Below are 26,430 nucleotides of genomic sequence, written 5' to 3' on the forward strand. Positions count from 1 at the left end.
GCTTACTCGCCCATCGCCATGGGCTTGAGCGCGCTGGTGCCGGTGACGACCACCTGCTCGCCCGGCTTGAGGCCTGAGAGGATCAGGATGCGGTCGCCGTCCTTGCCACCGCTCTTCACCTTGCGGATTTCGACGCCCTTGGCCGAGCGGACGAAGACGGCTTCGCCATCCGCCAATGTGGCAAGAGCATTCTGGTCGATCGTCACGGCGCCGGCGGGGGCAGGGCCAAAGAGCGACAAATTGGTCGCGCGGCCCGCCAGTGCGCCGGGGCCAGCGGGTAGCTTTGCCTTGAGCGTGACGGAGCGGGTCGCGGGATCGATGGTCGAGCCAACCGACGTCACGGTGCCGCGCAGCCTATCGCCCAGCGCCACCGTCATGCCCGGCTTCACCTGTCCGGCGAGCCGTTCGGGCAATTGCGCCTGCGCTTCATATTGGCCGGCGGCATCGATCACATAAGGAGCAGTGGTGCCGTCAACCACGCTGCCGGCATGGATGGTGGCGGCCGTGACCTTGCCTGCGATCGGCGCAGTCAGCGTATAGCTGCCGCTGGCGCCAGAGCCGTTCACCATGCGCAATATGCGGCTTTTCTCCGACACGTCGGCGCGCGCCTCACCCAGCATCGCGCGGGCTTCATCGGCGCGGGCACCGGCAACGACGCCCTCCCGTTCCAGTTGCGACAGGCGATTGGCGCTCGATTGTGCGACACCCAGCCGCGCACTGGCCCGGCTGAGGTCTGCGCCCATGCTCAATACGTCGCGGCTCGATACGATGGCGAGCGCCTGACCACGCACTACATCCTGCCCTTCGACCACCAGGATGCGAGTCACGACGCCGGGGAAGGTAGCCGCGACCGCGACCCGTGCATTGGGCGGGGGCGCGATGATGGCGGGGACGACGGCGATCGGCGCTTCGGCCGCTTCAACCGCAGCGGCGAATTTCAGACCCAGTCGCGCGATATTGTCCGCGCTGAGCGCGATCATGCCGGGATCGGACGGGGCGGCTGCGCTTTCATTGCGGACGGCGGTCTCTTCGCCCGAACAGGCGGTCAGGGACAGGAGGGCAAGGGCACAAGGGATGGCGGCCTGTGCGATACGAAGCGACTGGAGCATGGCTCCCGCCTATGGCGCGAAACTGACGAGAGCCTGACGATCAGGCCGCCGATGTAAAATCTAATATCAGTTCCTGACTTTCCGGCACGCTGTGCAGACGACCGCCATGAGCGGCCATGATCCGCGCGACGATGGCCAGCCCCAGTCCCGCGCCTTCCCGACTGGCATGATCCGCGCGATGATGCCGCTGGACCAATTGTTGCAAGCGATCGGGCGTCAGGCCGGTGCCACCATCCTTGACGCGCAGTCTGGGGCCAGGGCCGACGAGAACCGTCACGGCGCCCCCGCGCGGCGTCACGCGCAAGGCATTTTCCACCAGATTGCGCAGGGCTGCCGCTACCGTTTCGCGCTGGCCTGTAATCGGCGGCGCTTCCCCGACGCGGGTCAGCGACAGATTCTTGTCCGCACCGATCGCGCCCGGGGCCAGCAGGCTGACGACATCGGCGCCGATCTCCTCCAGCCGCAGCGTGTCGCGCATCGAATGGGCCAGGCTTTGCGCGTCGACCCGCGCCAACAGCATCAACTGATCGATCAGCCGCCGCATAGACAACAGTTCGGCGCGCAGGCGTGGCGCATCGGGATGATCGAGCGCGTCCAGTTCCAGCGCCATCACCGCCAGAGGGGTGCGCAACTCATGCGCCACATCGGCGGCGAACGCCTCATGATTGCGGGCCGCCTGATCGAGCTGAGCAAGCAGGCCATTGACCGCTTGGGCAAATGGCACGGCCTCGGTCGGGAAAGCGGTATGATCGATCATCACGCCGCGTTCATGCCCCTCCATCACCTGAAGCTGCGCGGCCGCAGCGCCCAGCGGTTCCAGCGCGCGCCGGATGACGATGAAGCTGGCCATGCCCATGGGCAGGATCAGCACCAGGATCGGCACCACCACATGTTCGAACAATTCGCGAAAGGCGTGGCGCGCGGCGTTGGGATCGCCCAGCGCACTGAAACTCTGCTGATGCTCGCGGATGATGAAGATCAGCAGCAGGGTCGCTCCGACCACACCGACGATCGAAAGGCCGATGAACAATCGACGGGCAATGGATCGCCGCGGGGTCATGACGCGGCCTCGCGCAGCATATAGCCAACGCCCCGGACGGTGTGGAGCATGCCCTGCGCGCCCGCATCCTCCAGCTTGCGGCGCAGACGCGACACGATGGCCTCGACCGCGTTGGGCGTGACCGGTTCGTTGAAGGCATAAAGCGCATTTTCCAGACTGTCGCGCCGGACCACGGCGCCGGCTTGCCGCAACAGCAGTTCCAGCAGATCCATCTCGCGCCGGGACAGGTCCAGTGGCTGATCGAAGCAAAGCATCGTCCGACTGGCTGAATCCACCATGATCGGTCCGAACCGCAATTGCGTCTGCGCCCTTGGCCCCGGACGGCGGAGCAGCGCGCGGATGCGGGCGGCAATTTCGTCCACTTCGGCGGGCTTCACGACATAATCGTCGGCGCCTGCATCCAGCCCCGCCACCCGGTCTTCCAGAGCATCGCGCGCCGTCAGGACCAGGGCGGGCTGCATATGGCCGCGCCGCCGCATATCGCGCAGCCAGGCGATGCCGTCGCCATCCGGCAGTCCGCGATCGACGATCAGCACATCATGCACCTGCGCCGCGATCGCTTCGGTGGCCATGTCGAGATTGGGCGTGTGATCGCAGGTGAAGCCCCGGCGAGCAAGGCCCGCAACCAGCAGGTCGGCAAGACGACCATTATCCTCGATCAGCAGCAGGCGCATGATGTTGTCGCATCGTCGTGGTGAGACCGGAAGGCAACAGAATTTTGGCGGTTATCTCGGATGTCATACATGGCAAAAGGTGCCGGCCCGAAAGCCGGCACCCTTTGTCGGAACCTGTCCCGTCAAATCTGCACCTGTCCGCCATCAACGAACAGTTCCACGCCATTGACGAAACTGGCTTCCTCGGACGCGAGGAACAGGACGGCCTTTGCAACTTCTTCCGGCTGGCCAATCCGTCCGGCCGGGATCAGGCCTGCCAGATAATCCTTGGTGCCTTCGGCCTGTTCCCCACCGCCGAACAGTTCGTTGAGGCCCGCCGTCTCGGTCACGCCGGGGCTGACGGCATTGACCCGGATATGGCGATCCTTGAGGTCCAATATCCAGTTGCGGGCGAAATTGCGCACGGCGGCCTTCGTCGCCGAATAGACGCTGAGGGCGGGCGTGCCCGATATGCTGGTGGTCGACGCGGTGAGAATGATGGAGGCGCCGTCCCGGAGTAGCGGCAGCGCCTTTTGCACGGTGAAGAGCACGCCTTTTACATTGGTGTCGAAGGTGCGCTGATAATGGTCTTCGCTAATGCTGCCCAGCGGCGCGAATTCACCGCCACCCGCATTGGCGAACAGGACGTCGATCTGGGCATGCTGCTGTTGAACGGCGTCATAGAGCCGATCGATATCGGCAAGGTTCGCCATATCGCCCCGGACGCCGGTGATGCGACCGCCGATGGCCTTGACCGCTGCGTCGAGTGCTTCCTGACGGCGGCCGGTGACGAATACCGACGCGCCTGCATCCGCGAAAGCCTTGGCCGTGGCCAGTCCGATGCCGCTGGTGCCGCCGGTCACGACCACCACCTTGTTGTTGAACCCGTTCGTCATTGTCTGTCTCCTTGTGTTTGTCGGCGGGATCGCCGCTGCCCATTGGAAATAGATTTCGAACGATAAGGCTTGTAGTCGGCAATATTGGCACTTAGCGTTCCATAAAAGGAACGATGATGAAGGTCGATCTCAACGATTATGCCTATTTCGCCGAGGTGGTGGCGCATGGCGGTTTCGCGGCAGCCGGGCGCGCCCTGCGCGAACCCAAGTCCAAATTGTCCCGGCGCATCGCCGGTCTGGAGGAACGGCTGGGCCTGCGGCTGATCGAGCGATCAAGCAGGCGCTTTCGAGTCACGGATACCGGGCAGGCCTTTTACGAACGATGCCGCACCATTTTGGCGGAGGTGGAAGGCGCGGAAACGCTGGTCATGGAAGCGCGAGCCGAACCCCGCGGCCGGGTTCGCTTCAGTTGCCCGACCGGTCTGGTCGAACTGGTATCCGATCAGCTCTCCTCTTTCCTGGATCGTTATCCCGGAATCCGGCTTCAGATCGTCGCGACGGATCGGGCCGTGGATTTGATCGAGGAACGGATCGATGTCGCGCTGCGCGTGCGGACCGAATTGACCAGTGATGCCGCGCTGACGATGCGATCTTTGGGCATATCGACCCGGATATTGGTCGCCAGTCCGCAGATGGCGAACCGATTGACGGATGTGGCGGAACTGTCCGGCCAGCCTTGCCTGAGTACCAGCGACACGGGAGAGGAAACCGTCTGGCGTCTGGAGACGGATGACGGGCGGACGCATGTCGTCCGTTTCGCGCCGCGTCTGGGGTGCGAAGATATGATGGCGATCAGAAAAGCCGCGATTGACGGAGTGGGGGTCGCCCTTCTGCCCGACCATATTTGTAGCGCCGCGCTGGCGGATGGACGGCTCGTGCGCATCTTTCCCGCTTGGCGCGGCATCAAGGGGATCATGCATCTGGTGTTCACGACCCGACGCGGCCTACCGCCTGCGGTGCGGGCGTGGATCGATCATCTGGCGGCTAGTCCGGTCCTCCGTCAGCAAAAAGCGCCATAAACCGCCACCCCTGGAATTACGATAGCGAGAACAGGAATGGGATAGCAGGTGCGGTTTTATAGCACGATTATTTCGGCATACCGCTCAGACCGCTTGCCTGACGCAGGGCCGCGCCATCGAGCCGATATCCGTCCAGAAAAACGCTTTCGACATGGCGCAGATTGCGCAAGTCCTTCGACACATCGCCATCGACCAATATGATGTTCGCCGTTTTGCCGGGAGCGATCGATCCCATTTGCCCATCCATGCCGGTCATCCGCGCCGGGACGATCGTGGCGGTCTGCAACGCCTGCGCATTCGTCAATCCGGCCTGCTCATAGAGTTCCAGTTCGCGCACCAGTTCCAGCCCATAGCCGTCGGTGCCCGCGACGATACGTACGCCGGCCTGATGGAGCCGGCCGACCAGATCGACCATCTTGGCGAAGCTCTTGCGATAATCGTCGCGGGTCAGGCCATCGACCAGCGGATAGCCGCCGATCTTCCAGCTACGCGCTACGGACGGCGGCGCAATATCGGCAAAGGGCGAATATTCCGGCGATATGCTGCTACCGTCCGACGTCATCAACGGTTCCCAGACGGTCAGCGTTGGATCGATGATCGTCTTGCGCTGGGCAAGCTCGGCATAGAAGCTCTTCATCATCGGGGAGTCGAGGTCGACATCCTTGCCATATTTGGCCGGGCCTTCCAGCCGTGCGGCGGTGTTCGCCTTGTCGACCACATCCTGCGGCATCGCCTGCATCATGATGAAGTTGATATGGGTGACCTCGTCATAGCCCGCGCGCACGGCGTCGAGCGGACGCATGCCCGCCGGCACATGGCCATGGACATGCAGGCCCAGCTTATGAGCCTCTGCCGCCGCCGGGGCGATCCAGTCGGGATTCATCGATGTGTAGAATTTGACGCCCCACAGGCCGGCGGCCTTGATCTTGTCGACGGCGGCGATGGCTTCTGCCGCAGACGACACGGTCAGCGCGCCCTGCGCGGCCAGCGGGTCCTTGCGGTCGACGATCACCGATACCTTGCCCTCGGGCGCCAGCAGGTCGCCGGCGGCGCGGCGCCGGGTGATGCTCGCTATCTCGTCTATCATCGATCCGGGGCTGCGATAATTGGTCATGCCGGTCGCGACATTCTGCAACAGGTTCCAGTCGTCGCCGACATGCTGGTGCGCATCCCACAATCCGGGGGACAGCGTCTTGCCACGGCCGTCGATCACGGTCGCGCCATCGGGCGTCTTGATCGATCCGCCAGCACCGACAGCCGCCACCTTGCCATCGGCGATCAGCACCGCGCGATCGGGCAGATATTGGCCCGCAACGGAATCGAACAGCAACACATGATCGATGAGCGTGGGCGTGCGGTTGGCGGGGCTGAGGAAGCGGTGCGCCACATCGCGCACCATCGCCGCTGTCGCCTTGTCCTGAATATCCTTCAGCTTCGGTCCATTGGCTTCATAACCGGCGGGCAGCAGCGACAGGACGCCGGCATTGCCGAAGAAGCGATTATCCTGATCCAGCCAGATCGGGGAGGGGGAGAAGCCATAGCCCTGAATGAAGGCCAGCTTGACCGTCTTGCTGCCCTGTGGCCCGCTGATCTGCACCGGTTCGCCGATGCTGATGCTGGCATGGCCGGTCGGCAGCAGGTCGACGCCCTTGCTTCCTGCGGAAACCAGCGCCTCGATATCCTTTTCGCCCGCCAGCCAAGGGCCGCCATAGCTGTTGTAGCGCTTGTTGGCGAAGGGCGCCTCGCCCTGATCGATGCTCGTCTTCCAACGGGCCACGCCGCTGCTATCGACCGAGAAAGTCTCCGTTGCGTCGCCCTGATCGGTATAGCCGCGAATGGCCATGCCGGTCGGCCGCCCGTCGGCGCCAAGGGTGACGACCTCGTCCGTTTCCGTCACCCATCCGCGCAGCGACATGGACATGCGATAGGCGATGCGCCCGTCGGCCAGCGACCATGACCAGATATCGCCATGATTACCGGCCGTCGAACTGATGGTATAATGCCGCGCGGCGGTCGGCGGCGTCATCAATTCTTCCTTGGGTGTGGGGGCCGCCGTTGCGATCGACGTGGTGGCAAGCAGCAACGCAAAGAATAATGGGCGCATGACTCAATCCCCGGTGAGCAAGACCGGCAGAGTGGCAAGGAGAAGGCGCGCGCGCAATGGATTTCGCGGCGGCGCTTCGCCCTTATAGATTGACCAGCGATCTGGCGGGCAGTTGCAGGCCCAGTCCCTTGAGCGACAGACTACAGTCCAGGATCAGGGCAAGGAACGTCCTGTCCTTCGCGACCGCCTCCAGATCGCGGGACAGTCGCTGCCCCTGCGCCAGCCAGGCGAGCAATCGCAATTCATCGTCATGGATGAAGGGCGCGCCGGGCGCCCGGATATGAAGGCCCTGCGCCTGCGTCTGATCGCGGAGCGCATCGAACAGGGCCTGATCCCGCTCCGACAGCCGGGGCGGTCGCTGTGGCGTGCGGCCATCCTGCGCTGGGCCGTCCCCGCGCAGGATGGCCAGCACCTTCTGCTCCACCGCTGGACGGCGAGTCACGGCGCGCATGAAGGGTTGGGAGGCGCCGCTGTTCATGCGGCGGTCGCCGTCACGATCCAGGCCGCGCCGTTGATGATGACGCCTTCCTCCGTCCGGCGACCGGCAAAGGCATCGCCCACGGCCTGCATCGCTTGCGCGCGGACGGCATCGGACTGGTGGAGCAGAGCGCGCTCCAGCGGGCCGACATCGCAGGCACGCCGTACCGCAGCGGCGACATCGGAAGCGAAGGGAATGGCATGATCGAAGGGCGTGAGGGCGATGTCAGCAAATCCGGCGGCGGACAGGATGGTGCGGACCCTGTCGCCATCCCCGAAGGAGAAGGGGCCGGGCGCATCGGCGGGCGGCGGCGGAGTGGATGGCACGATGCCCTTGATCGCGCCCATGGGCAGGCTGACCCAGTCATTTTCCGCCGCCGTCCGCCAGCAGACGAAGACCAGTCTTCCATCCGGCTTCAGGGCGGACCGCATATGACCGAAGGCGGCGACCGGATCGTCGAAGAACATGACGCCGAACCGGGAGAACAGACAGTCATAGGTCGCAACGGGCAGGGGCGCGCGTGCGGCGTCGGCAAGCTGGAATAAGGCTGATGATCCGCTGTTTCTGGCGCGCTCGCCAGCGCGTTCGATCAGCGCAGCGGATATATCGAGGCCCATCACCGTTCCTGCCTGACCGACCAGCCCGGCGATATGCAGGCTGCTATCCCCGGCGCCGCAGCCAATGTCCAATATATGGTCGCCCGGTTGCGGCGCTGCGGCTGCAATCGCCGCTGCCCCGAAAGGCGCCAACATCTGATCGAGCGATGCCTGATGGGCCACCCATTGATCGCCATTGCGGCCATTCCAGTCGGAAGCCTGCACTTTCTCGGCAGTCATGATCCTGGGCTCCTTTCAGGCAGACAGTTCGACCAGAGGCCGACCAGCAACAGCAACAGTGCGACCACAGCATAGGGTGCGCCATTGTCGATGGTGTAGAGCGTTGTCCCGGCGATCGGCCCCAATACGACGCCCAGCCCCTGCGCGGCTGCGACCGTGCCGGCTGTCGCGCCCTGCTCATGGGGTTGCACCGCATTGGCGGCCATTGCCGACACCGACGGGAAGACCCATCCCATGCCGAAGGCAGCGACGGCATAGCCCAGCCAGAGCAGGGCGGCGGTGCTGGCAAAGATGACCGATCCAAAGCCGATCGCGCCGATGATCATGCCCAGCCGGATGAAGCGCGCGGGCGCCCAGCCCAGTGCCCGCAGCGCCAGCTGCGCGCCGACAAGCGCCACGCCGACGGTCGCCAGCGCTATGCCTGACGTCCACGCCGCTTGCGCCGGTGGCAGGTGCAACCGGTCGAGGGCGAAGAAGCCGACGGTGATCTGCGCGATCGACACGCTGAACATGGCGGAGAAGGCCAGCAGCATCGGCCGGCGCAAGCGCCCGTCAGACAGTTTCAGCGGTGCACCATCACGCCGTGCCACCGCAGTGTCGCGGGGCAAGGCCTGCCACAGGACGATCAGCGCAAGGGCGGGCAGGATCGCCGTGCCATAGAGCGGCAGCCGAAGGCTGTAGGAGCCGATCAGGCCTGCCAGTCCTGGTCCCACCACCAATCCGGCGGCGCTGGCTGCACCCAGGCCCGCCATGGCTGCGGCCCGCTTGTCCGGCGGGACATGGTCGGCAACCAGAGCTGCGCTGGTCGACGGCACGGCGGCATAGAACAGGCCCGCCAGCCCTCGACCCACGACCAGGCCCGCAAAGGCGAGAGCCGGCGACAGGGCACCGCGCAAAGCGCTGTCGATGAACAGCGCCAGCAGGGCATAGCTGACGACGAAACCCGACAGGCCGAACAGGAGTATGGGGCGGCGACCGCGCCTATCGCTGGCTGCGCCCCAGATTCGGGCCATGATCATCCAGCCAATCCCGGCGATTGTCACCGCTGTTCCGACATGCCATGGGTCAAGGCCGATCACGCGGGCGATCGGCCCGGCCAAGGCGACAAATGCCATCATCGCCATGGAGCAGACGAACGTCTCGAACATCAGGGGTTTGAGGGAGAAGGACAGCGAGGGGGACGGCTGTACGACCGCGCCGGTCAATTCTGTCATGCTGGCAACTCCCGATAATCAGCGGCATAGCAATGCGGCACATATAATAATGACATGCAATAGCATAAAAGGCAAGATCGAACGGCGCTGCTGGTCGTCGGCAGGATTTGCAGCATTGCCCTGATCCTCCGTCCGTCCATTTTCCCTGCCTTACGGAACTGTGACGGGCCATAGGCTATTGAGGAGGCATGAAGAAAAAAGTCATCCTGCCACTCCTCGCTGCGCTGCTTTGTACCGCGCAGACGGCCCCGCCGCCCGGTCCGCAGGATCTCTATGGCCCGCTTTTTCAGGCGGTGCAGGCGGAAAGGATATTCCCCGACGGCAAGACTTTCGTGGACGCAATGCCGCGCGATCGGCCCGATGCCATATTGGCAGCCTATCGCCGGGAAAATCCCCGCAGCAAGGCGGCGCTGCGCGCCTTCGTGCTCCGGCATTTCGATGTGCCGGGGGAAGCCCCGCCCGCCGAAAAGTCGTTGACCGGCCATATTGCCGCGCTCTGGCCGCAACTTATGCGCCCGGCCTTGAAACCCCCTGCCGGTTCGAGCGCGCTGGCGCTGCCAGCGCCTTATGTCGTGCCGGGCGGCCGGTTTCGAGAAATCTATTATTGGGACAGCTATTTCACGATGCTGGGCCTGAAGGCTGACGGCCATGATGCGCTGATCGGATCGATGCTGACGGATTTCGAAAGCCTGATCGATCGCTACGGCCATATCCCCAATGGCACGCGCACTTATTATCTCAGCCGGTCGCAGCCGCCCTTCCTGTCGCAGATGATCGATCTGGCCGATGAAAAGGATGCGGCTACGGCCGCCCGGCATCTGGCCGCGCTGCGCGCCGAATATCGCTTCTGGATGGCGGGTGCGGAGACGTTGAGCAAGGCAGGCGCGGTACGCCGCGTGGTTCGGATGCCCGATGGCAGCCTGCTCAACCGCTATTGGGATGATCGTGCCGACCCGCGTGACGAAAGCTGGGCAGAGGATGTCGCGACTGCGCGGGAGAGCAATCGACCCAGCGCGGAGATTTATCGCCACCTGCGGGCCGGGGCGGAAAGCGGCTGGGACTTCTCTTCGCGCTGGCTGATCGATCCGGCGCGGCTCGCGACCATTCACACGACCGATATCGTCCCCATCGATCTCAACAGCCTGATGTGGGCGATGGAACGCAATATCGCGCGGCGCTGTCAGGCGACGGGCGATCGGTCCTGCGCCAGTATATTCGATCGGGCCGCACAGCAAAGGGCGCGAGCGATCCATCGTTATTTATGGCTTCCCCGCGAAGGCCGCTTTGCCGATCGGGATCATGTCCGGGCGCAAGCGACGCCGGTCCTGTCGGCCGCAACGCTTTTCCCGCTCTTCGTCGGCCTGGCCAGCAAGGCGCAGGCAGATGCCATAGCGGGGACGGTAGAGGCGCGACTGGTGGCGCCGGGCGGGCTGCGGACGACGGAAATGGACAGTGGCCAGCAATGGGACCGACCCAATGGATGGGCGCCGCTACAATGGATCGCGATCGACGGGTTGGAGCGCTATGGGAAACGCGACCTGGCCAAACGCATCGCTGCCGGATGGGTCCGCACCGTCGATGCAGCCTTTCGTTCGACCGGCAAGATGCTGGAGAAATATGATGTCGAAGAACAGCAACCGGGCGGGGGCGGGGAATATCCGCTACAGGACGGGTTTGGATGGACTAACGGCGTGACCCGCGCCATCCTGCACCGCTATCCCGATCTTGACCCCGCCCGGTAGCGCGATATTCACTCCGCAGCGATCTGTTGGGGTGATTGCCGGGCGCGACTGTGGCGATTTTCCGGGACCGGCAAGCCCAGATGGCTGCGCAGCGTATCCCCGGCATATTCGGTGCGGAACAGGCCGCGCGCTTGAAGGATCGGCACAACGCGTTCGCGGAACAGCGCGAAGTCGCGTGGTCGGGTCACGCGCAGGTTGAACCCGTCGGCCGCACGCCCAACAAACCAGCGTTCGATTTCAGCCGCGATCGTTTCGGGCGATCCGACGAAATCGGATTTCCACTGGCCAAACCGATAGGCCGCCTGCCGCAGTGTCAGCTTGTCCTCGGCTGCGACACGGATGATCCGCTCCGCCTGCCCCTTATAGCTGTTGAGCGTCACGCCAGACAGGTCGGGGAAGGGGGCGTCCAGATCATAGGTCGAGAAATCATGATAGTTGAACGCCCGCCCGATCTGTACCAACAGTTTCTCGGTCGATAGTGACGCTTGCGCTTCGGCGGCGATCGCCTGCGCCTCTTCATCGGTTTCGGCGATGGTCGGGACTAGGCCGGGTAGCACCTTGATCAGGTCGGGATTGCGCCCCAGCGCAGCGGCCCGCGCCTTCAGGTCGGCATAATAGGTCCGTCCGCTTTCGAAATCCTGTGCTGCGGCGAAGGTGCCCTCGGCGATGGCCGCGCCAAGATTGCGGCCTTCGCTGCTGTCGCCGGCCTGGAAGATGACAGGCTGGCCCTGACGCGACCGGCTGAGCGCCAGTGGCCCCGCAACCGCGAAATGCGCGCCCTTATGGTCCAGCCGATGCTGCTTGGCCTTGTCGAGGAACAGCCCCTGCGAACGATCGCGGGGGAAGGCGTCATCCTCATAGCTGTCCCAGAGTCCTTGAACCACTTCCACAAATTCGCGGGCGCGGCCATAGCGGACCTTATGGTCGAAATGCTCCTCGCGGCCATAGTTGCGCGCGGCGCCTTCCAGCCCGGTCGTCACCACATTCCAGCCGGCTCGGCCGCGACTGATATGGTCGAGCGACCCGAACTGCCGGGCGACATTATAGGGCTCCCAATAGGATGTCGTCAGCGTGCCGACCAGGCCGATGCGGGATGTCGACGCGGCGATGGCGGACAACAGGGTTAGCGGTTCCAGCCGGTTGAGGAAATGCGGCGCCGTGTCGGGCGTGATGTAAGGGGAATCGACGATGAAGACGAGGTCGAACTTGGCCGCTTCGGCGAGGCGCGCCTGTTCGATATACCAGCCGATGTCGATGCTGGCGTCACCGCGCAGGTCCGGGTCCAGCCAGCTATTGTGATCGGCGCCCACGCCTTCCAATATGGCGCCCAAATGCAATTGCCGTTCCGCCATGATCGATCCTTCCTTGCCAATGGCCAAGGCATAGGACCGCGCATCGTCCACGAATAACGAGTGCTGCTCAATCGCTGCTGATTTTGTTCAATATCGGAACCCTAACGGCTATAACGTCAGGGTATGGATGGGGTATCCAGTACCCCTTATCGTGCCGTCGCCGGCATGGGATGATGGCATGATCAGGAGGTCGCCATGTTCAATGCCATCGCTACGGTTTCGCTCAGGGGTACGCTGGAGGAAAAGCTGCGCGCCGCGGCCGGCGCCGGTTTCGCCAGTGTCGAGATTTTCGAGAATGACCTGATCGGATCGACTCTTTCGCCCCGGGAAGTGCGGCGGATGATGGAGGATCTGGGCATCACCTGTTCGCTCTATCAGCCATTCCGCGATTTCGAAGGCATGCCGGGCCATCTGCGTCAGCGGGCGATGGACAGGGCCGAACGCAAATTTGACCTGATGGCCGAACTGGGTACAGACCGCGTCCTCGTCTGCTCCAACTGTTCGCCCATGTCGCTGGGCGAGCGTGAACGGATCGTCGATGATTTTCGCGAACTGGGGGAACGGGCGGCAAAGCGCGGCATATTGGTGGGCTATGAGGCTCTGGCCTGGGGCCGCCATGTCTTCGACCATCGCGATGTCTGGGCGATCGTGGAACAGGTGGACCACCCCAATATAGGCATCATTCTCGACAGCTATCATTCGCTGTCGCGCAAGATCCCTAGCGAAAGCATCCGCGCCATTCGGGGCGACAAGATCGTCTATGTGCAACTGGCCGATGCCCCGTTGCTCGACATGGACCTGCTCTACTGGAGCCGCCATTTCCGCAACCTGCCGGGGCAGGGCGGGCTGGACGTGACGGGCTATGTCGCTGAAATCCTGCGCACCGGCTATGATGGGCCGCTGTCGCTGGAGATTTTCAACGATCGCTTCCGTTCGAACAGCGCGGCTTTGGTGGCGGAGGATGGCTATCGTTCGCTCGACTATGTGCGCGACGCGGCGTTGCGCCAGCTGGGCCGGGACTCCCCCATCCCCGCGCCCCAACCCATGCTGGGCGCGGAATTCGTCGAATTTACCGCCGATGGCGTCAGTTCCGCCCGGCTCGGCAGCACGCTCGCCAGCCTGGGCTTCACCCTGGCGGGCGAACATCGGCACAAGAAGGTGACACGATGGCGGCAGGGCAACGTCAATCTGGTCGTCAATGCCGAGCCCAAGGGCTTTGCCAGCGCCTATCGCACCGCCCATGGATCGTCCATCTGCGCCATCGGCGTCCGGGTAAAGGACAAGGCGGCGGTGCTCGCCCGTGCTGCCGCTCTGGGAATCAAGGCCTATAGTCCCGAAGGGCGCCCCGGTCGCATGGCCATGCCTGCGCTGCGCGGGGTGGGCGGCAGCCTCGTCTATCTGATCGACGATAATGAGGTGGAGGGGCTGTGGGCGCGCGAATTCGTCGCGCTCGATGCCGAACCGGACACGCCGATCCATGCGCGCGGTTTCGACCATCTCGCCGCCGTGGTGCATGAGGATGAATTCCTGTCCTGGCAGCTTTATTGGCGCGCCCTGTTCGGGCTGGAGGCGAAGGCGGCACAGGATGTGATCGACCCGTCCGGTCTGGTCCATAGTCAGGCGATGCAGGCGCCCGACGGCGCATTCCGCGTGACGCTCAATGCATCGGACGCGCGCGAAACCCTGTCATCGCGCTTTCTGGAACAGGGGATTGGCGGCGGCTATCAGCATGTCGCGCTGACCACCGACGATATATTCGCAACCGCGCAGGCACTGCGCGATGGCGGCGCTGCGATACTGGACATTCCCGCCAACTATCATGCCGATCTTGCAGCTCGCTTCGGCTTCGACGATGCGACGATCGCGCGGATGGCGGCGCTGGGCATCCTCTATGACGAGGATGCGGAGGGCCATGGCTATTGGCAAGTCTACAGCCGCGCCTTCGACAAGCTCTTCTTCTTCGAATTCGTCCAGCGGGATGCGGGCTATACCGGCTATGGCGCGCCCAATGCCGGCGTGCGACTGGCGGCGCAGAACCGCTTCCGCGACGACAGCGTAGTGGATTGAGGACAACAGGCTCCTGCGCAAGCAGGAGCCTGCCGGATCACAGGATCAGCTTCACCGTCATCCCCGCGACGATGGCATCATCATAGCGGCTGGTCGCGCCGACCAGGTGGATATATTGCAAATTCGGGCGGAGTAGCAGCGCACGGGTCGCCTGCCAGCCATAGAAGATTTCTCCGCTCGCTTCCCACGTCTGGACGTCGACTGCCTGTCCCAGCGATTGCTGGTCGCGCTGGCGATCGGCGATGCGCGGATTGACGCGGGCATAGACCAGACCCAGGCCGAAATTATCCTTCGGCCGACTGTCCCAGAGCCCGCGCGCGACGAAGCCGCCCGACAGGAAGAAGGGCACGCGCGCCGTATGCTTGTCCGACAGGGTCATGGTGCCGAACAGGGAAAGGCCACGATCGCCAGCGCCAAAGCGGCTGATCATCTTTTCGCCCATGATCCAGGCGCTCCAGCGCTCCTTGCGCATGGCCGGGGAAAGACCGGAGAGAATATAGGATTCGCCATCGATATCGTCGCGAACATCAGGCTTGTCGGTCGTGTCGATCAGCCCGCCGATCCGGATCAGGCCGGGCAGTCCGTCCGGCGTCTGCCCGGTCTTCCAGCCCAGTTCGACCGGCAGCACGAAGCTGTCGAAGCGCGGCGCAAGTTGCCAGCCGCTGCCGGTCTGCGCGCGATGGGCATTCACTTCGAACGCGGCGACCGTGACGGTCAGATTGCTGGCAATCTCCTGTCTGACGCGCGCGCCCCAACGCGGGATAGGAAAGCCCGAAAAGCCGCTATTGTAGAAAAGCGTGGTGGGGCGCGGGCAGAAGGCGAAATTCTGGAACTGGCAGCCGGACGGCAGCGTCGCGAAATCGTCGCCGGTATGATAGAGGCCGATTTTCAGCGCCGTCTTGCCGCCGTTCAACTGCTGCTCATAGCTCAGTTCCGCCGGGCGCAGATCCTGCCCGCCGCCAAACAATTCCTGCACTTCGAACAGATTGCCGATGCGCGTGGCGGTCAGATCCTCGCCCTTGCGATGGATGATGGTGGCGATGAGCTTGCCGCCCTCCAGCCCGAACGCCTTGCCGGTGTCGACCACCGCCGACGCCAGCAATTGCTGGGTATAGGCCGATCCCTGATCGCGTCCGCCACTGATGGAGGCGGCGCTTTCGGACACATAGGAGAAGGTGAGGGTGACGCCCTTGTCCTTCAGCCGGGTGCGCCAGCCGGGCTTTTTCTCCGGTGGGGGAGGCGGGGTCTGCGGACCGGCGGTCGGGCCTTGCAACTGCTTGGCCCCGGCGGCAGCGACCTTGATCGGCAGGACGATCGCAGGTGGCGGAACGGGCGGTGCGTCGGCGATCATGCCGCTGCCCTCTGCTCGGTTGCTCGCGCGAAGTCGGCCAGCATGCGCTGGCTATCGGATTCCGTTCCGGTGAACAGAGCAAAGGCGTGGGCCGCCTGCATCACTGCCATCCCGCCGCCATTGAGCGTCGCGCAGCCCTTGGCTTCGGCCGCAGCCAGAAGCGCTGTCTGGAGCGGGAAATAGATGATGTCCGACACCCACTGGCTCTGATGCAGAAGGTCCGGATCGAAGGGCAGGCCGGGATGGCTTTCCATCCCGATAGGGGAAGTCTGGACAACCCCATCTGCGCCGACAATAGCCTCGGCTGCTGTCGTTGCAGTCTTCACCTTCGCCATGGGGAATAGCGCGCCCAGCCGGTCGGTAAGCGCCGCCGCCCGGTCTGCCGCCGGATCGACAATGGTAAGGTGTGTCGCGCCAAGATCGAGATGGGCATAGCCCACGGCGGCCGCCGCGCCGCCCGCGCCGATCAGCGCTACTCGATCACGCCGCCGATCGCCCAGACCCGCCAGGAAATGGGCGCGATAGCCCGACCAGTCCGTATTGTCGCCATGCGCCTTGCCGTTGCGGAACAGGATAGTGTTCGCCGCGCCCAGCGCCTTTGCCGCATCGGACAGGCTGTCGAGCAATGGGATGACCGCCTGCTTGAAGGGGTGGGTGACGTTGACGCCATCAAATCCCATCGCCCGCAGCATAGGTAGCAATTGGGGCAGGGCATTGGCGTCATAGTCCATCACCTCCGCATCCAGAATGCGATAGACCATGGTCAGGCCCAGCGCGCGAGCTTCGCCTTCATGCATTTCCGGGCTGCGCGATCCGGCGATGCCCTGGCCGACAAGGCCGCAGAGAATGGACGCGACGGGTCGCCCCGTGTCGATGACGGGTTGATGGATCATGATAGTCTGGTCCTTAACGGAAGGGCTTTTAGCCGGCCTTGGGCAGGCGGATCAGCATGACGCAGATCCCTGAGAGCAGGATCGGCACGGCGAAGATGCCGAAGATCAGCGCCAGCGACACTTTGGCCGCCAGCAGGAAGCCGCCCAGCATCGGCCCGATCACCGCGCCGATCCTGCCCATGCCCATGGCCCAGCCGATGCCGGTGCCACGCGCTTCGGGCGGATAGAGGCTGGCGGCGAGCGGATAGCAGCCGTTGAAGCCGCCCTGCACGAACATGCCGATCAGGAAGGCGGTGCCGAGCGTGGCGACCAGCGGCATGGCCACCGATCCGAAGATGATCAGCGTCGCGGCCGCCGCGCTCATATAGCCCAAGATCAGCTTGCGCAGATCGAACCGCGTTCCGCCAAGCCCGATGAGCGTGATGCCGACGAATGCGCCGATATTGTAGATGGCGCCGGCATAGATGGCGTCCTTGGCCGGCAGGCCGGCTTCAACGGCCAGCTTGGGAATCCAACTGATGACGAAATAGAGTGTCATGAAGCCGAAGATCGTCGCCATCCACAGCAGCAGGGTGCCGGTCGCACGCCCTTCGCTCAGCAGGCCGCGCACGCCGACATTCTGGGCTTCATGCACCTTCTTGGGCGGCAGCGCATCCATTTGCGGCTGCCCCGTGGCGCGCAGCAGGCGATTGGCCTTTTCCAGCGCACCCTTGGGCTGGCGGGTCAGCAGGAAATCGATCGATTCGGGCAGCAGCATCCACACGAAGGGGATGGAGATCGCGCACAGGATCGCGGCGCCCAGCAGCATCGCCTGCCAGCCATGGACGGGCAGCAGGCTGGCCACGACGAAGCCGGTGATGGTCGCGCCGACCGGATAGCCTGCCTGCAAAAAGCCGACCGCGAAGGTGCGATGCTTGGCCGGGGCATATTCGGCCGTCAGCGCGGCCATGCTGGCCAGCACCGAACCGATGCCGATGCCGACGATGAAGCGGCTGAGGATCAGTTCCGTTATTGATGCGGCGATGGCCGAGCCGAACATCGCGACGGACATCATGATCAGCGATGCGAGGATGAGCTTGCGACGGCCGAACTTGTCAGCCATCGGCGCGATGATCAGGCCGCCAGCCGCCATGCCGGCGAGACCCGCGCTGAAGACCACGCCCAGCCGTTCGGGGCTGACCTGCCAGTCGGTGGACAGGGCCGGGGCGACATAGGACAGGATCAGCACGTCCATGCCGTCCAGCATGTTGAGGATGAAGCAGATGGCGACGACCAGAATCTGGCGCGCGCTCCAGTTGGCATCGGACGGCGCAGGGGACGGGTTGTTCACCGTCACATAGGGCCGCACGGATACCGTACCGGCGGGGGAATAGCTGGCCATGGGAATGACGCCTTTCATCCTCTCGAAGAAACCTGTGGGCTTCTGCATTACCGAAACAACCCGGTGGCCTGTCGGCTTCTATTCTGCGGGTGGTTCTGCTTCTCTCCTTTTCTAGGTAATTTCCACATGAGGAAATGAAGTCCTCTATGCCATTATGTTATGAGAGTGCGCGGCAGGCCCATGAGCACATTGCGGGCGATTTCCTCGAAGGTTTCACCGATGATCGCGCGCGGCGATTCCAGATTGCGGTTGATATAGACGGGCAGGAGGCCCGGTTCTTCAAACTCCAGGAAGCGCACCGTGTCCGCATGCGGTTGCATCGCGGTGAAACTGTCCACCAGCGCCACGCCCATGCCGTTGGCGACGAAGGCCACCGCCGTTTCGGCAAAGCGGATATAGGTCGATATGTCGATCTCATAGCCGGCCTTGGCAAACATCTCCGCAATGATCCCGCCATGCGGCGTATGGGGGCGAAAGGACTGGAGATGCTCCCCGGCGATATCGGCCACCGTGATCTTATTGCGTCCCGCCAGCGGGTGGCTGGTCGGCACGGCGCAGACCATCCGTCCCGCGCCGATCCGGCTGGACAGGATATTGGGATGATCGATCGGGAAGGCGGTCAGCGCATATTCGCCGCGTTGCAGCGCCAGATAATCGCCCGCCTGCTCGACCGACAGAATGTCAAACTGAATGGTCAGGCCGGGATAATTGGCGGTCAGGCGCCCGAGCATCTGCGGCACCACCGAATGGCCGAGCGAGGGGGAGGCGCCCACGCGGAAGGTCCGGTCTTCGCCCTTGGCCAGCCGCTGGATGACATGGCCAAGATCGTCGAAGCCCTTGTAGATGCGCTCGATCTCCTCGAACAGGATACGGGCCTCCTGTGTCGGAACCAGTCGGCCGCGGGTGCGGTCGAACAGACGAAAGCGCAGCCGGTCCTCCATATGCGCCAGCATCCGGCTGAGGCCGGGCTGCGACGTGCCCAGCATGCGGGCGGCACCACTGACCGTCTTGGTGATCATCACCGCGCGGAACATCTCTATCTGGCGAACGGTGAGCATGGCGACGCGAATATCTGTCTGAATGATGATGGGTGGCCTTAGCTACTGCAAACTGGCGCGACCGAACAGGGGAAAGCGGCCAGCAAAAAAAGGGCGCCGACTTGCGCCGACGCCCTTTTCAAATGGGTGATCGCGCCGGATCAGCCGATGATGAACTCGGCATTGGTAAGCGCAAGGCCTGTACTGAGTTGCGCGAACTTGATGGCCGCGCCAGCACCATTGCCGTCTGCATCGAACAGCAGTGCGCCGGTGGCGCTGTTGTAGATGATGCGATCGTCCGCATCATGCGCCGCCGACCCGATATGGAAAGCGTCCACCGACAAGGTTCCCACCGACAGCCCGGTGAAGATGGCATCGTCCAGCGTGATGCTGTCGTCCGCCACGACATAGTCCAGAATGGTGTCGACATTGTTGGAGCCGAGCGCCGCATCGAACACGAAATTGTCTGCGCCATCGCCGCCCGTCAGCGTATCAATGCCGTCGCCACCGATCAGCATATCGTTGCCCGCACCGCCCAGCAGGCGATCGGCGCCGCCCAGGCCGGACAGGATGTTGTTGCCGTCATTGCCGGTCAGGGTATTGACGCGGCCATTACCGGTCGCATCGATATTCGCGGTGCCCGTCAGGTTCAGATATTCGACGATCCGGCCTGACAGGGAATAGGATACGGACGAATAGATGCGATCCGAACCCGCATTGTCGGCTTCGATGACATTGTCGTTGATATTGTCGACATAATAAGTGTCATCACCAAAGCCGCCAGCCAGCGTATCGGCGCCTGCACCGCCATCCAGGGTGTTGTTGCCGCTATCCCCGGTAAGGATGTCGTTATAGGCGGAACCGATCAGCTTTTCGATACTGATCAATGTGTCTGTGCCAGCACCGCCGGTATTCTGGGCTGTCGTGACGCTCAGATTGACGGTGACCGCTGCGGTGGCGTCAGCATAGGTGGCGGTATCGGTGTGATTGCCGCCATCCAATATGTCGTTGCCTGCGCCACCATTCAATATATCCGTGCCATTGCCGCCGGACAGCGTGTCGTTGCCAGCCAGGCCGGACAGATAATTATTGCCGCTATTGCCGTTGATGATGTTCGCGCGGCCATTGCCGGTACCGTCGATGGTGTCCGATCCAGTCAAGGTCAAAGTTTCGACCAGACGATTGGTCAAATTATAGCTGACCGACGCATAGATCGTATCCGTGCCGGCGCCATCGGCCTCGACGACATTGTCGTTCACATCGTCGACATAATAAATGTCGTCGCCCAGACCACCGGCCAGCACATCCGCACCGGCCCCGCCGTTCAGCGAATCACTGCCGGTCGATCCGACGATGCTGTTGGCCAGGGCATTACCCGTCAGCGACTGACCTGTGGTCACGGTACCGGTCAGGTTTTCGATGTTGGCCGCCAACGTGTAGCTGGCCAGGCTGGTCCGCACCTCGTCGATGCCTTCGCCGACCAGTTCGTTCAGGACATCGCCGACATTGTCCACGATATAGACGTCATCGCCCAGCCCACCGGTCAGGATGTCGGCGCCTGCGCCGCCATCCAGCGTGTCGTTGCCGCCATTGCCGATCAGCGTGTCCGCACCGTCCAGACCCGACAGCACATTGTTGCCGCTATTGCCGACCAGCATGTTGACGCGACCATTGCCCGTTGCGTCGATATTGGCCGATCCGGTCAGGATCAAAGTTTCGACGATGCGCCCCGCCAGCGTGTAGGATACCGACGAATAGATGGTGTCCGAACCGGCGCCATCTGCCTCGACGACATTGTCGCCCACATTGTCGACATAATAAATGTCGTCGCCTGCGCCGCCGGCCATCGTGTCAGCCCCTGTGCCACCATCGATCACATTGGCCGCGCTGCTGCCGTTCAGCGTGTCGCCGAACGACGAGCCGATCAGGTTTTCGATATTGGAGAGCGTGTCGGTTCCTGCGCCACCCGTATTCTGGGCCGCGGTCGTCGCCAGGTTGACCGTGACGGCGGCCGTGGCATCGGCGTAAGTAACCGTGTCGATGTCCGCACCGCCATCCATGATGTCGTTGCCTGCACCACCGTTCAGCGTGTCATTGCCCGCGCCGCCATTCAGCGTGTCGTTCCCTTCCAGGCCGATGAGGATGTTCGCGCCGCTATTGCCGTTCAATATATTGGCGCGGGCATTGCCCGTTGCGGTAAGAGCCGCCGATCCGGTCAGGGTGAGCGTTTCCACGATCCGGCCTGTCAACGCATAGCTGACCGACGACAGGATTGTGTCCGTGCCCGCATTGTCGGCTTCGATCACATTGTCGTTCACATCGTCGACATAATAGGTGTCGTTGCCCAGGCCACCGGCCATCGTGTCGGCGCCGGCACCGCCGTCGATGACATTATTGCCGTCATTGCCGGTCAGGCTGTTGGCATCGCCATTGCCGGTGGCGTTGATATTGGTCGTGCCGGTCAGGGTCAGATTTTCGATCGACAGGCCAGCCAGCGAATAGTTGACCGAACTGAAGACCGAGTCATTGCCTTCGCCATTGGCTTCGACGACCACGTCCCCGCTGTTATCGACATAATAGATGTCGTCGCCCAGCCCGCCGGTCATGGTATCGGCGCCGGTGCCGCCATTGATGCTATCCGCACCGATAGTGCCGACGATGATGTTGGCCAGATCGTTGCCGGTCAAACTCTGCCCGCTGACGCCGGTGGCGGTCAGCCTTTCGACATTGGCAGTCAGGGTGTAGCTGGACAAGGCCGTGCGCACCTCATCGGCGCCCGCACCGGACGCTTCCGTCACCACGTCACCCGCATCGTCGACATAATAAAGGTCGTTGCCCGCGCCGCCGGCCATCGCATCTGCGCCGGTGCCGCCATCGATAATGTCGTTGCCGCTGCCGCCCGTGATCACGTTCGCAGCGCTGTTGCCAGTGAGTGTCTGGCCGGTCGTGGCGGTGCCGGTCAGGTTTTCCAGCGTGCTGCCCAGCGTGTAGCTGGCCAGCGTCGTGCGCACCTCATCGGTACCCTCGCCCGCCAGTTCGGTCACGACGTCGCCGCTATTGTCGACGACATAAATGTCGTTGCCCGTACCGCCGATCATGGTGTCAGCCCCGATGCCGCCATTCAGCGTGTCGTTGCCGGCACCACCCGTCAGCGTATCATTGGCCGTCCCGCCAGTGATGCTGTTGTCCAGGCTGTTGCCGGTCAGTGCCTGCGCCGTGGCTGCGGTGCCGATCAGATTTTCGACATTCGCGCCCAGCGCATAGCTGGCCAGCGCCGTGCGGACGGTGTCGTTGCCCTGGCCCGAAGCTTCGGTCACGACATCGCTGGCATTGTCGACATAATATAGGTCGTTGCCCGCGCCGCCGATCATGGTGTCGGCGCCAGTGCCACCGTTCAAGGTGTCATTGCCGCTGCCGCCGGTAATCGTGTTCGCCGCGCTGTTACCCGTCAGCGTCTGGCCCGTCGACAACAGGCCGGTCAGCCTTTCCAGATTGGTGCCGAGCGTGTAGCTGGCCAGCGTGGTACGCACTTCGTCCGTGCCTTCACCCGCCAGTTCGGTCACGACGTCACCGACATTGTCGACGACATAGATGTCGTTGCCCGCCCCGCCAATCATCGTGTCGGCACCCGCGCCGCCATCGATCTGGTTGGCGGTGGCAGTGCCGGTCAGCGTGTCATTCTGTGCGGAACCGATGAGGTTTTCGAAACCGACGGTATAGTCATAGCCATTGCCGGCATCATACCATGCGCCCTGATGGTCGGTTAGCGAGTAGGTGATGGCATTGGCGGACGAGGCGAAGCTCAGCGTGTCGTTGCCATTGGCGCCGCCGCTCAACTGATCGCTGCCTGCGCCACCATCGATGACATCATTGCCCGCGCCACCGTCGATATAGTCGTCCAGTGCGCCACCGGTCAGCGTGTCTACACCTGCGCCGGTGGAGATGTACAACCGCTCGACATTGGTGAGGGTGGTTCCCTGATTGACGAATGTCGACGTCGATCCTGCGGCCTGGTTCAGCGTGAAGCTGATATTGGCCGTGCTTGCGGAGAAGTCTCCATGGAAATGGTCGGTTCCCGCACCACCGTTGAAGGCAACGACAGCGTTGTAATAGTTATAGAAGTCGCTGTCGCCACTGCCGAAGAGGACAGTCAGCGTTTCGACGTTATAACCGTTGACGCTGTAACCATTGCCATAATCATAGGCATAGACATTGCTGGAAGAGCTGCCGCCATACCAGGAGGCTGTCTGATAATAGCCATCGCTGGCCGACCAGTTGATGGTCATGCTGTCGGTGCCGACACCCGCATCGAACGAACCGGCAGTGCTGATCTGGAAGCTGTCATTGCCGCTGCCGGTGGTCAGTTGCATATTCTCGACATTGGTGACGCTGCCGCCATTGGACAGGCTATAGGTGCCCGCGCTCTCGGTCACGTTCAGCGCCGAGGTGCGGCTGCTATAGTCGCCATACCAGATATCGGTGCCCGCACCGCCATTCACGGTGTCAACGCCCGAACTGTAGATGGTGTCGTCGCCTGCGCCGCCATTGACGCTGTTGGTGCCCGCGCCGGCGCGCAGCGTGTCCGCCAGCGACCCGCCGGTCAGGCTGTCATTGCCGCTGCCGGTGGTGAGGTCCAGCCGCTCGACATTGGTGAGGGTTGTGCCCTGATTGGTGAAGGTGGAGGTGGTGTTTGCCGTCTCGTTCAGCGTGAAGCTGATATTGGCCGTGCTGGCCGAGAAATCGCCATGGAAATAGTCGGTGCCCGCGCCGCCGTTGAAAGCGACAACGCCGTTGTTGCTAACGGAGAAATCGCTGTCGCCACTGCCGAACAGGACCGTCAGCGCTTCGATATTATAGCCATTTATGTTATTTCCATTGCCATAGTCATACGCATAGGCATTGTTTCCGGCGCCATACCAGTAGCCATATTGGTAATAGCCATCGCTGGCCGACCAGTTGATGGTCATGCTGTCGGTGCCGGTGCCTCCGTCGAAGGCACCGCTGCTGCTGATCTGGAAGCTGTCATTGCCGCTGCCGGTGGTCAGTTGCAGATTTTCGACATTGGTGACGCTGCCGCCATTGGACAGTGTGTAAACACCCGCGCTCTCGGCCACGTTCAGCGCCGTGGTGCGGCTGCTATAATCGCCATACCAGATGTCGTTGCCGGAACCGCCATTCACGGTGTCGACGCTCGAACTGTAGATGATGTCGTCGCCGCCGCCGCCATTGACACTGTTGGTGCCCGCGCCAGCGCGCAGCGTATCCGCCAGCGACCCGCCGGTCAGGCTGTCATTGCCGCTGCCGGTGGTGAGGTCCAGCCGCTCGACATTGGTGAGGGTTGTGCCCTGATTGGTGAAGGTGGAGGTGGCGTTCGCCGTCTCGTTCAGCGTGAAGCTGATATTGGCCGTGCTGGCCGAGAAATCACCATGGAAATAGTCGGTGCCCGCGCCGCCGTTAAAGGCGACAACGCCGTTGTTGCTAACGGAGAAGTCACTGTCGCCACTGCCGAAAAGAACGGTCAGCGCCTCGATATTATAGCCATAGATGCTATATCCATTGCCATAGTCATACGCATAGGCGCTGCCTCCGGAGCCATACCAGTAGCCATATTGGTAATAGCCGTCGCTGGCGGACCAGTTGATGGTCATGCTGTCAGTGCCGGCACCTCCATCGAAGGCACCAGTGCTGCTGACCTGGAAGCTGTCATTGCCGCTGCCGGTGGTCAGTTGCAGATTCTCGACATTGGTGACGCTGCCGCCATTGGACAGCGTGTAAACGCCCGCGCTTTCCGTCACGTTCAGCGCCGTGGTGCGGCTGCTATAGTCGCCATACCAGATGTCGTTGCCGGAGCCGCCATTTACCGTGTCGACGCTCGAACTGTAGATGACGTCGTCGCCGCCACCGCCATTGATGCTGTTGGTGCCGGCACCCGCCCGGAAGGAATCGGCCAGCGATCCGCCGGTCAGGCTGTCATTGCCACTGCCGGTGGTGAGGTTCACCCGCTCGACATTGGTGAGCGTGCTGCCCTGGTTGGTGAAGGTGGAGGTGGCGTTCGCCGTCTCGTTCAGCGTGAAGCTGATATTGGCCGTGCTGGTCGAGAAATCGCCATGGAAATAGTCGGTGCCCGCGCCGCCGTTAAAGGCGACAACGCCGTTGTTGCTGACGGAAAAATCACTGTCGCCACTGCCGAAAAGGACAGTCAGAGTTTCGATATTATAGCCATAGACACTATATCCATTGCCATAGTCATAGGCATAGACATTGCCGCCGGAGCCCTGCCAGGAACCGCCCTGATAATAGCCGTCGCTGGCGGACCAGTTGATGGTCATGCTGTCGGTGCCCGCGCCGCCGTCGAAAGAACCGGCGCTGCTGATCTGGAAGCTGTCATTGCCGCTGCCGGTGGTCAGCTGCAGATTTTCGACATTGGTGACGCTACCGCCATTGGATAGCGTGTAAACACCCGCGCTCTCGGTGACGTTCAGCGCCGTGGTGCGGCTGCTATAGTCGCCGTACCAGATGTCGTTGCCTGCGCCGCCATTCACCGTATCGACGCCTGAACTGTAGATGGTGTCGTCGCCGCCACCGCCATTGACGCTATTGGCGCCAGCGCCGGCGCGCAGCGTGTCCGCCAGCGACCCGCCGGTCAGGCTGTCATTGCCGCTGCCGGTGGTGATATCCACCCGCTCGACATTGGTCAGCGTGGTGCCCTGGTTGGTGAAGGTGGAGGTGGCGTTCGCCGTTTCGTTCAGCGTGAAGCTGATATTGGCCGTGCTGGCTGAGAAATCGCCGTGAAAATAGTCGTTTCCCGCGCCGCCATTGAAGGCGACGATAGCATTATTGAGGATAGAAAAATCGCTGTCGCCGCTGCCGAACAGGACGGTCAGGACTTCAATATTGCTGTAATAGACAGACTGCCCGCTGCCATAATCATAGATGTTGCCGGACGACGTGGGGCCGTACCAGTTGCCCGACTGATAATAGCCCGTACTGCTCGACAGATTGACCGTCAGGCTATCCGTACCGCCGCCGCCGTCGATACTGGAGGTGCCGTCCGTCGGTGTGATCGTCCAGCTGTTATTTTCCGAGCCGCCCGTATAGTCCGTCATGTTCACTCCCCCACACGCAGGATGAATCAGCGACATCCCCACAGGGGAATCGCTAGAATTTCGTGAACGACCCGCCCGATCGCTCGCATGACCAGAGGTTCAATGCAAGTGACTTTGAAGGAGGTTAATGAA

17 protein-coding genes are annotated in these 26,430 nt (G+C 62.9%); 3 read left to right on the plus strand and 14 right to left on the minus strand.

The window, feature by feature from the left end; translation table 11 throughout:
• Positions 1–2: 2 nt before the first annotated feature.
• The 4 genes from BMX92_RS09905 to BMX92_RS09920 all read right to left on the minus strand — a co-directional run bounded on the left by BMX92_RS09905 (position 3) and on the right by BMX92_RS09920 (position 3,718).
• On the minus strand, positions 3–1,109 hold the full coding sequence (locus BMX92_RS09905; RefSeq protein ID WP_093015810.1) for an efflux RND transporter periplasmic adaptor subunit: 1,107 nt from the start codon (positions 1,107–1,109) through the stop codon (positions 3–5).
• Between the two features lie 40 nt (positions 1,110–1,149).
• The gene (locus BMX92_RS09910; protein ID WP_093015813.1) at positions 1,150–2,169 is read right to left on the minus strand and encodes a sensor histidine kinase; all 1,020 of its coding nucleotides are present in this window, start codon (positions 2,167–2,169) and stop codon (positions 1,150–1,152) included.
• Positions 2,166–2,843: a winged helix-turn-helix domain-containing protein gene (locus BMX92_RS09915; RefSeq protein WP_093015816.1), complete on the minus strand. Its 678-nt coding sequence runs from the start codon at positions 2,841–2,843 to the stop codon at positions 2,166–2,168. The genes BMX92_RS09910 and BMX92_RS09915 overlap by 4 nt, the downstream gene beginning before the upstream one ends.
• Positions 2,844–2,965: 122 nt before the next feature.
• A complete protein-coding gene (locus tag BMX92_RS09920; protein WP_093015819.1) occupies positions 2,966–3,718 on the minus strand; it encodes an SDR family NAD(P)-dependent oxidoreductase in 753 nt (250 codons plus the stop codon).
• Positions 3,719–3,831: 113 nt separating this feature from the next.
• Between BMX92_RS09920 and BMX92_RS09925 the strand changes: the two genes are divergently transcribed.
• Positions 3,832–4,737 (plus strand): LysR family transcriptional regulator, encoded by a 906-nt coding sequence (locus BMX92_RS09925; RefSeq protein ID WP_256213355.1) that lies wholly within the window; start codon positions 3,832–3,834, stop codon positions 4,735–4,737.
• 67 nt (positions 4,738–4,804) lie between these two features.
• Here BMX92_RS09925 and BMX92_RS09930 read toward each other — a convergent pair whose 3' ends face one another.
• The 4 genes from BMX92_RS09930 to BMX92_RS09945 form a co-directional block, all read right to left on the minus strand.
• Positions 4,805–6,841: an amidohydrolase family protein gene (locus BMX92_RS09930; RefSeq protein ID WP_093015822.1), complete on the minus strand. Its 2,037-nt coding sequence runs from the start codon at positions 6,839–6,841 to the stop codon at positions 4,805–4,807.
• 82 nt (positions 6,842–6,923) lie between these two features.
• Entirely contained in the window at positions 6,924–7,319 is a 396-nt protein-coding gene (locus BMX92_RS09935; protein WP_093015825.1) for a hypothetical protein, read from the minus strand.
• Entirely contained in the window at positions 7,316–8,155 is an 840-nt protein-coding gene (locus tag BMX92_RS09940; RefSeq protein ID WP_093015828.1) for a class I SAM-dependent methyltransferase, read from the minus strand. Before BMX92_RS09940 ends, BMX92_RS09935 begins: the two co-directional genes overlap by 4 nt.
• Entirely contained in the window at positions 8,152–9,369 is a 1,218-nt protein-coding gene (locus BMX92_RS09945; protein ID WP_093015831.1) for an MFS transporter, read from the minus strand. Before BMX92_RS09945 ends, BMX92_RS09940 begins: the two co-directional genes overlap by 4 nt.
• A gap of 188 nt (positions 9,370–9,557) precedes the next feature.
• Between BMX92_RS09945 and treF the strand changes: the two genes are divergently transcribed.
• Positions 9,558–11,111, plus strand: coding sequence for an alpha,alpha-trehalase TreF (treF, locus tag BMX92_RS09950; protein ID WP_093015834.1), 1,554 nt, complete (start codon positions 9,558–9,560; stop codon positions 11,109–11,111).
• Positions 11,112–11,119: 8 nt separating this feature from the next.
• Here the strand turns inward: treF and BMX92_RS09955 are convergent, their stop codons facing one another.
• Positions 11,120–12,463, minus strand: coding sequence for an LLM class flavin-dependent oxidoreductase (locus BMX92_RS09955; RefSeq protein ID WP_177184986.1), 1,344 nt, complete (start codon positions 12,461–12,463; stop codon positions 11,120–11,122).
• A 195-nt stretch (positions 12,464–12,658) separates the two neighbouring features.
• On the opposite strand from BMX92_RS09955, the gene BMX92_RS09960 reads away from it, so the two are divergent.
• Complete coding sequence (locus BMX92_RS09960; RefSeq protein WP_093015837.1) at positions 12,659–14,530, plus strand: bifunctional sugar phosphate isomerase/epimerase/4-hydroxyphenylpyruvate dioxygenase family protein; 1,872 nt, start codon at positions 12,659–12,661, stop codon at positions 14,528–14,530.
• A 37-nt stretch (positions 14,531–14,567) separates the two neighbouring features.
• On the opposite strand, the gene BMX92_RS09965 is transcribed toward BMX92_RS09960, so the two are convergent.
• The 5 genes from BMX92_RS09965 to BMX92_RS09985 form a co-directional block, all read right to left on the minus strand.
• Positions 14,568–15,881 carry a carbohydrate porin gene (locus tag BMX92_RS09965; RefSeq protein ID WP_093015840.1) on the minus strand — a complete coding sequence of 438 codons (1,314 nt, stop codon included), beginning with the start codon at positions 15,879–15,881 and terminating at the stop codon, positions 14,568–14,570.
• A complete protein-coding gene (locus tag BMX92_RS09970) occupies positions 15,878–16,774 on the minus strand; it encodes a shikimate dehydrogenase (RefSeq protein ID WP_093015843.1) in 897 nt (298 codons plus the stop codon). The genes BMX92_RS09965 and BMX92_RS09970 overlap by 4 nt, the downstream gene beginning before the upstream one ends.
• Before the next feature lie 28 nt (positions 16,775–16,802).
• Positions 16,803–18,155, minus strand: a complete 1,353-nt coding sequence (locus tag BMX92_RS09975) for an MFS transporter (protein WP_093015846.1) — start codon at positions 18,153–18,155, stop codon at positions 16,803–16,805.
• 152 nt (positions 18,156–18,307) lie between these two features.
• Complete coding sequence (locus BMX92_RS09980; protein WP_093015849.1) at positions 18,308–19,213, minus strand: LysR family transcriptional regulator; 906 nt, start codon at positions 19,211–19,213, stop codon at positions 18,308–18,310.
• A gap of 140 nt (positions 19,214–19,353) precedes the next feature.
• Entirely contained in the window at positions 19,354–26,298 is a 6,945-nt protein-coding gene (locus BMX92_RS09985) for a calcium-binding protein (protein ID WP_093015852.1), read from the minus strand.
• Positions 26,299–26,430: the final 132 nt, after the last annotated feature.

This window comes from Sphingobium sp. YR768, from assembly GCF_900111125.1.
Lineage (GTDB): Bacteria > Pseudomonadota > Alphaproteobacteria > Sphingomonadales > Sphingomonadaceae > Sphingobium.

Coding starts and splice junctions, on each gene's coding strand:
- BMX92_RS09905 (WP_093015810.1), bottom strand. CDS start 1,109: ATGCTCCAGTCGCTTCGTATCGCACAGGCCGCCATCCCTTGTGCCCTT.
- BMX92_RS09910 (WP_093015813.1), bottom strand. CDS start 2,169: ATGACCCCGCGGCGATCCATTGCCCGTCGATTGTTCATCGGCCTTTCG.
- BMX92_RS09915 (WP_093015816.1), bottom strand. CDS start 2,843: ATGCGCCTGCTGCTGATCGAGGATAATGGTCGTCTTGCCGACCTGCTG.
- BMX92_RS09920 (WP_093015819.1), bottom strand. CDS start 3,718: ATGACGAACGGGTTCAACAACAAGGTGGTGGTCGTGACCGGCGGCACC.
- BMX92_RS09925 (WP_256213355.1), top strand. CDS start 3,832: ATGATGAAGGTCGATCTCAACGATTATGCCTATTTCGCCGAGGTGGTG.
- BMX92_RS09930 (WP_093015822.1), bottom strand. CDS start 6,841: ATGCGCCCATTATTCTTTGCGTTGCTGCTTGCCACCACGTCGATCGCA.
- BMX92_RS09935 (WP_093015825.1), bottom strand. CDS start 7,319: ATGAACAGCGGCGCCTCCCAACCCTTCATGCGCGCCGTGACTCGCCGT.
- BMX92_RS09940 (WP_093015828.1), bottom strand. CDS start 8,155: ATGACTGCCGAGAAAGTGCAGGCTTCCGACTGGAATGGCCGCAATGGC.
- BMX92_RS09945 (WP_093015831.1), bottom strand. CDS start 9,369: ATGACAGAATTGACCGGCGCGGTCGTACAGCCGTCCCCCTCGCTGTCC.
- treF (WP_093015834.1), top strand. CDS start 9,558: ATGAAGAAAAAAGTCATCCTGCCACTCCTCGCTGCGCTGCTTTGTACC.
- BMX92_RS09955 (WP_177184986.1), bottom strand. CDS start 12,463: ATGGCGGAACGGCAATTGCATTTGGGCGCCATATTGGAAGGCGTGGGC.
- BMX92_RS09960 (WP_093015837.1), top strand. CDS start 12,659: ATGTTCAATGCCATCGCTACGGTTTCGCTCAGGGGTACGCTGGAGGAA.
- BMX92_RS09965 (WP_093015840.1), bottom strand. CDS start 15,881: ATGATCGCCGACGCACCGCCCGTTCCGCCACCTGCGATCGTCCTGCCG.
- BMX92_RS09970 (WP_093015843.1), bottom strand. CDS start 16,774: ATGATCCATCAACCCGTCATCGACACGGGGCGACCCGTCGCGTCCATT.
- BMX92_RS09975 (WP_093015846.1), bottom strand. CDS start 18,155: ATGGCCAGCTATTCCCCCGCCGGTACGGTATCCGTGCGGCCCTATGTG.
- BMX92_RS09980 (WP_093015849.1), bottom strand. CDS start 19,213: ATGCTCACCGTTCGCCAGATAGAGATGTTCCGCGCGGTGATGATCACC.
- BMX92_RS09985 (WP_093015852.1), bottom strand. CDS start 26,298: ATGACGGACTATACGGGCGGCTCGGAAAATAACAGCTGGACGATCACA.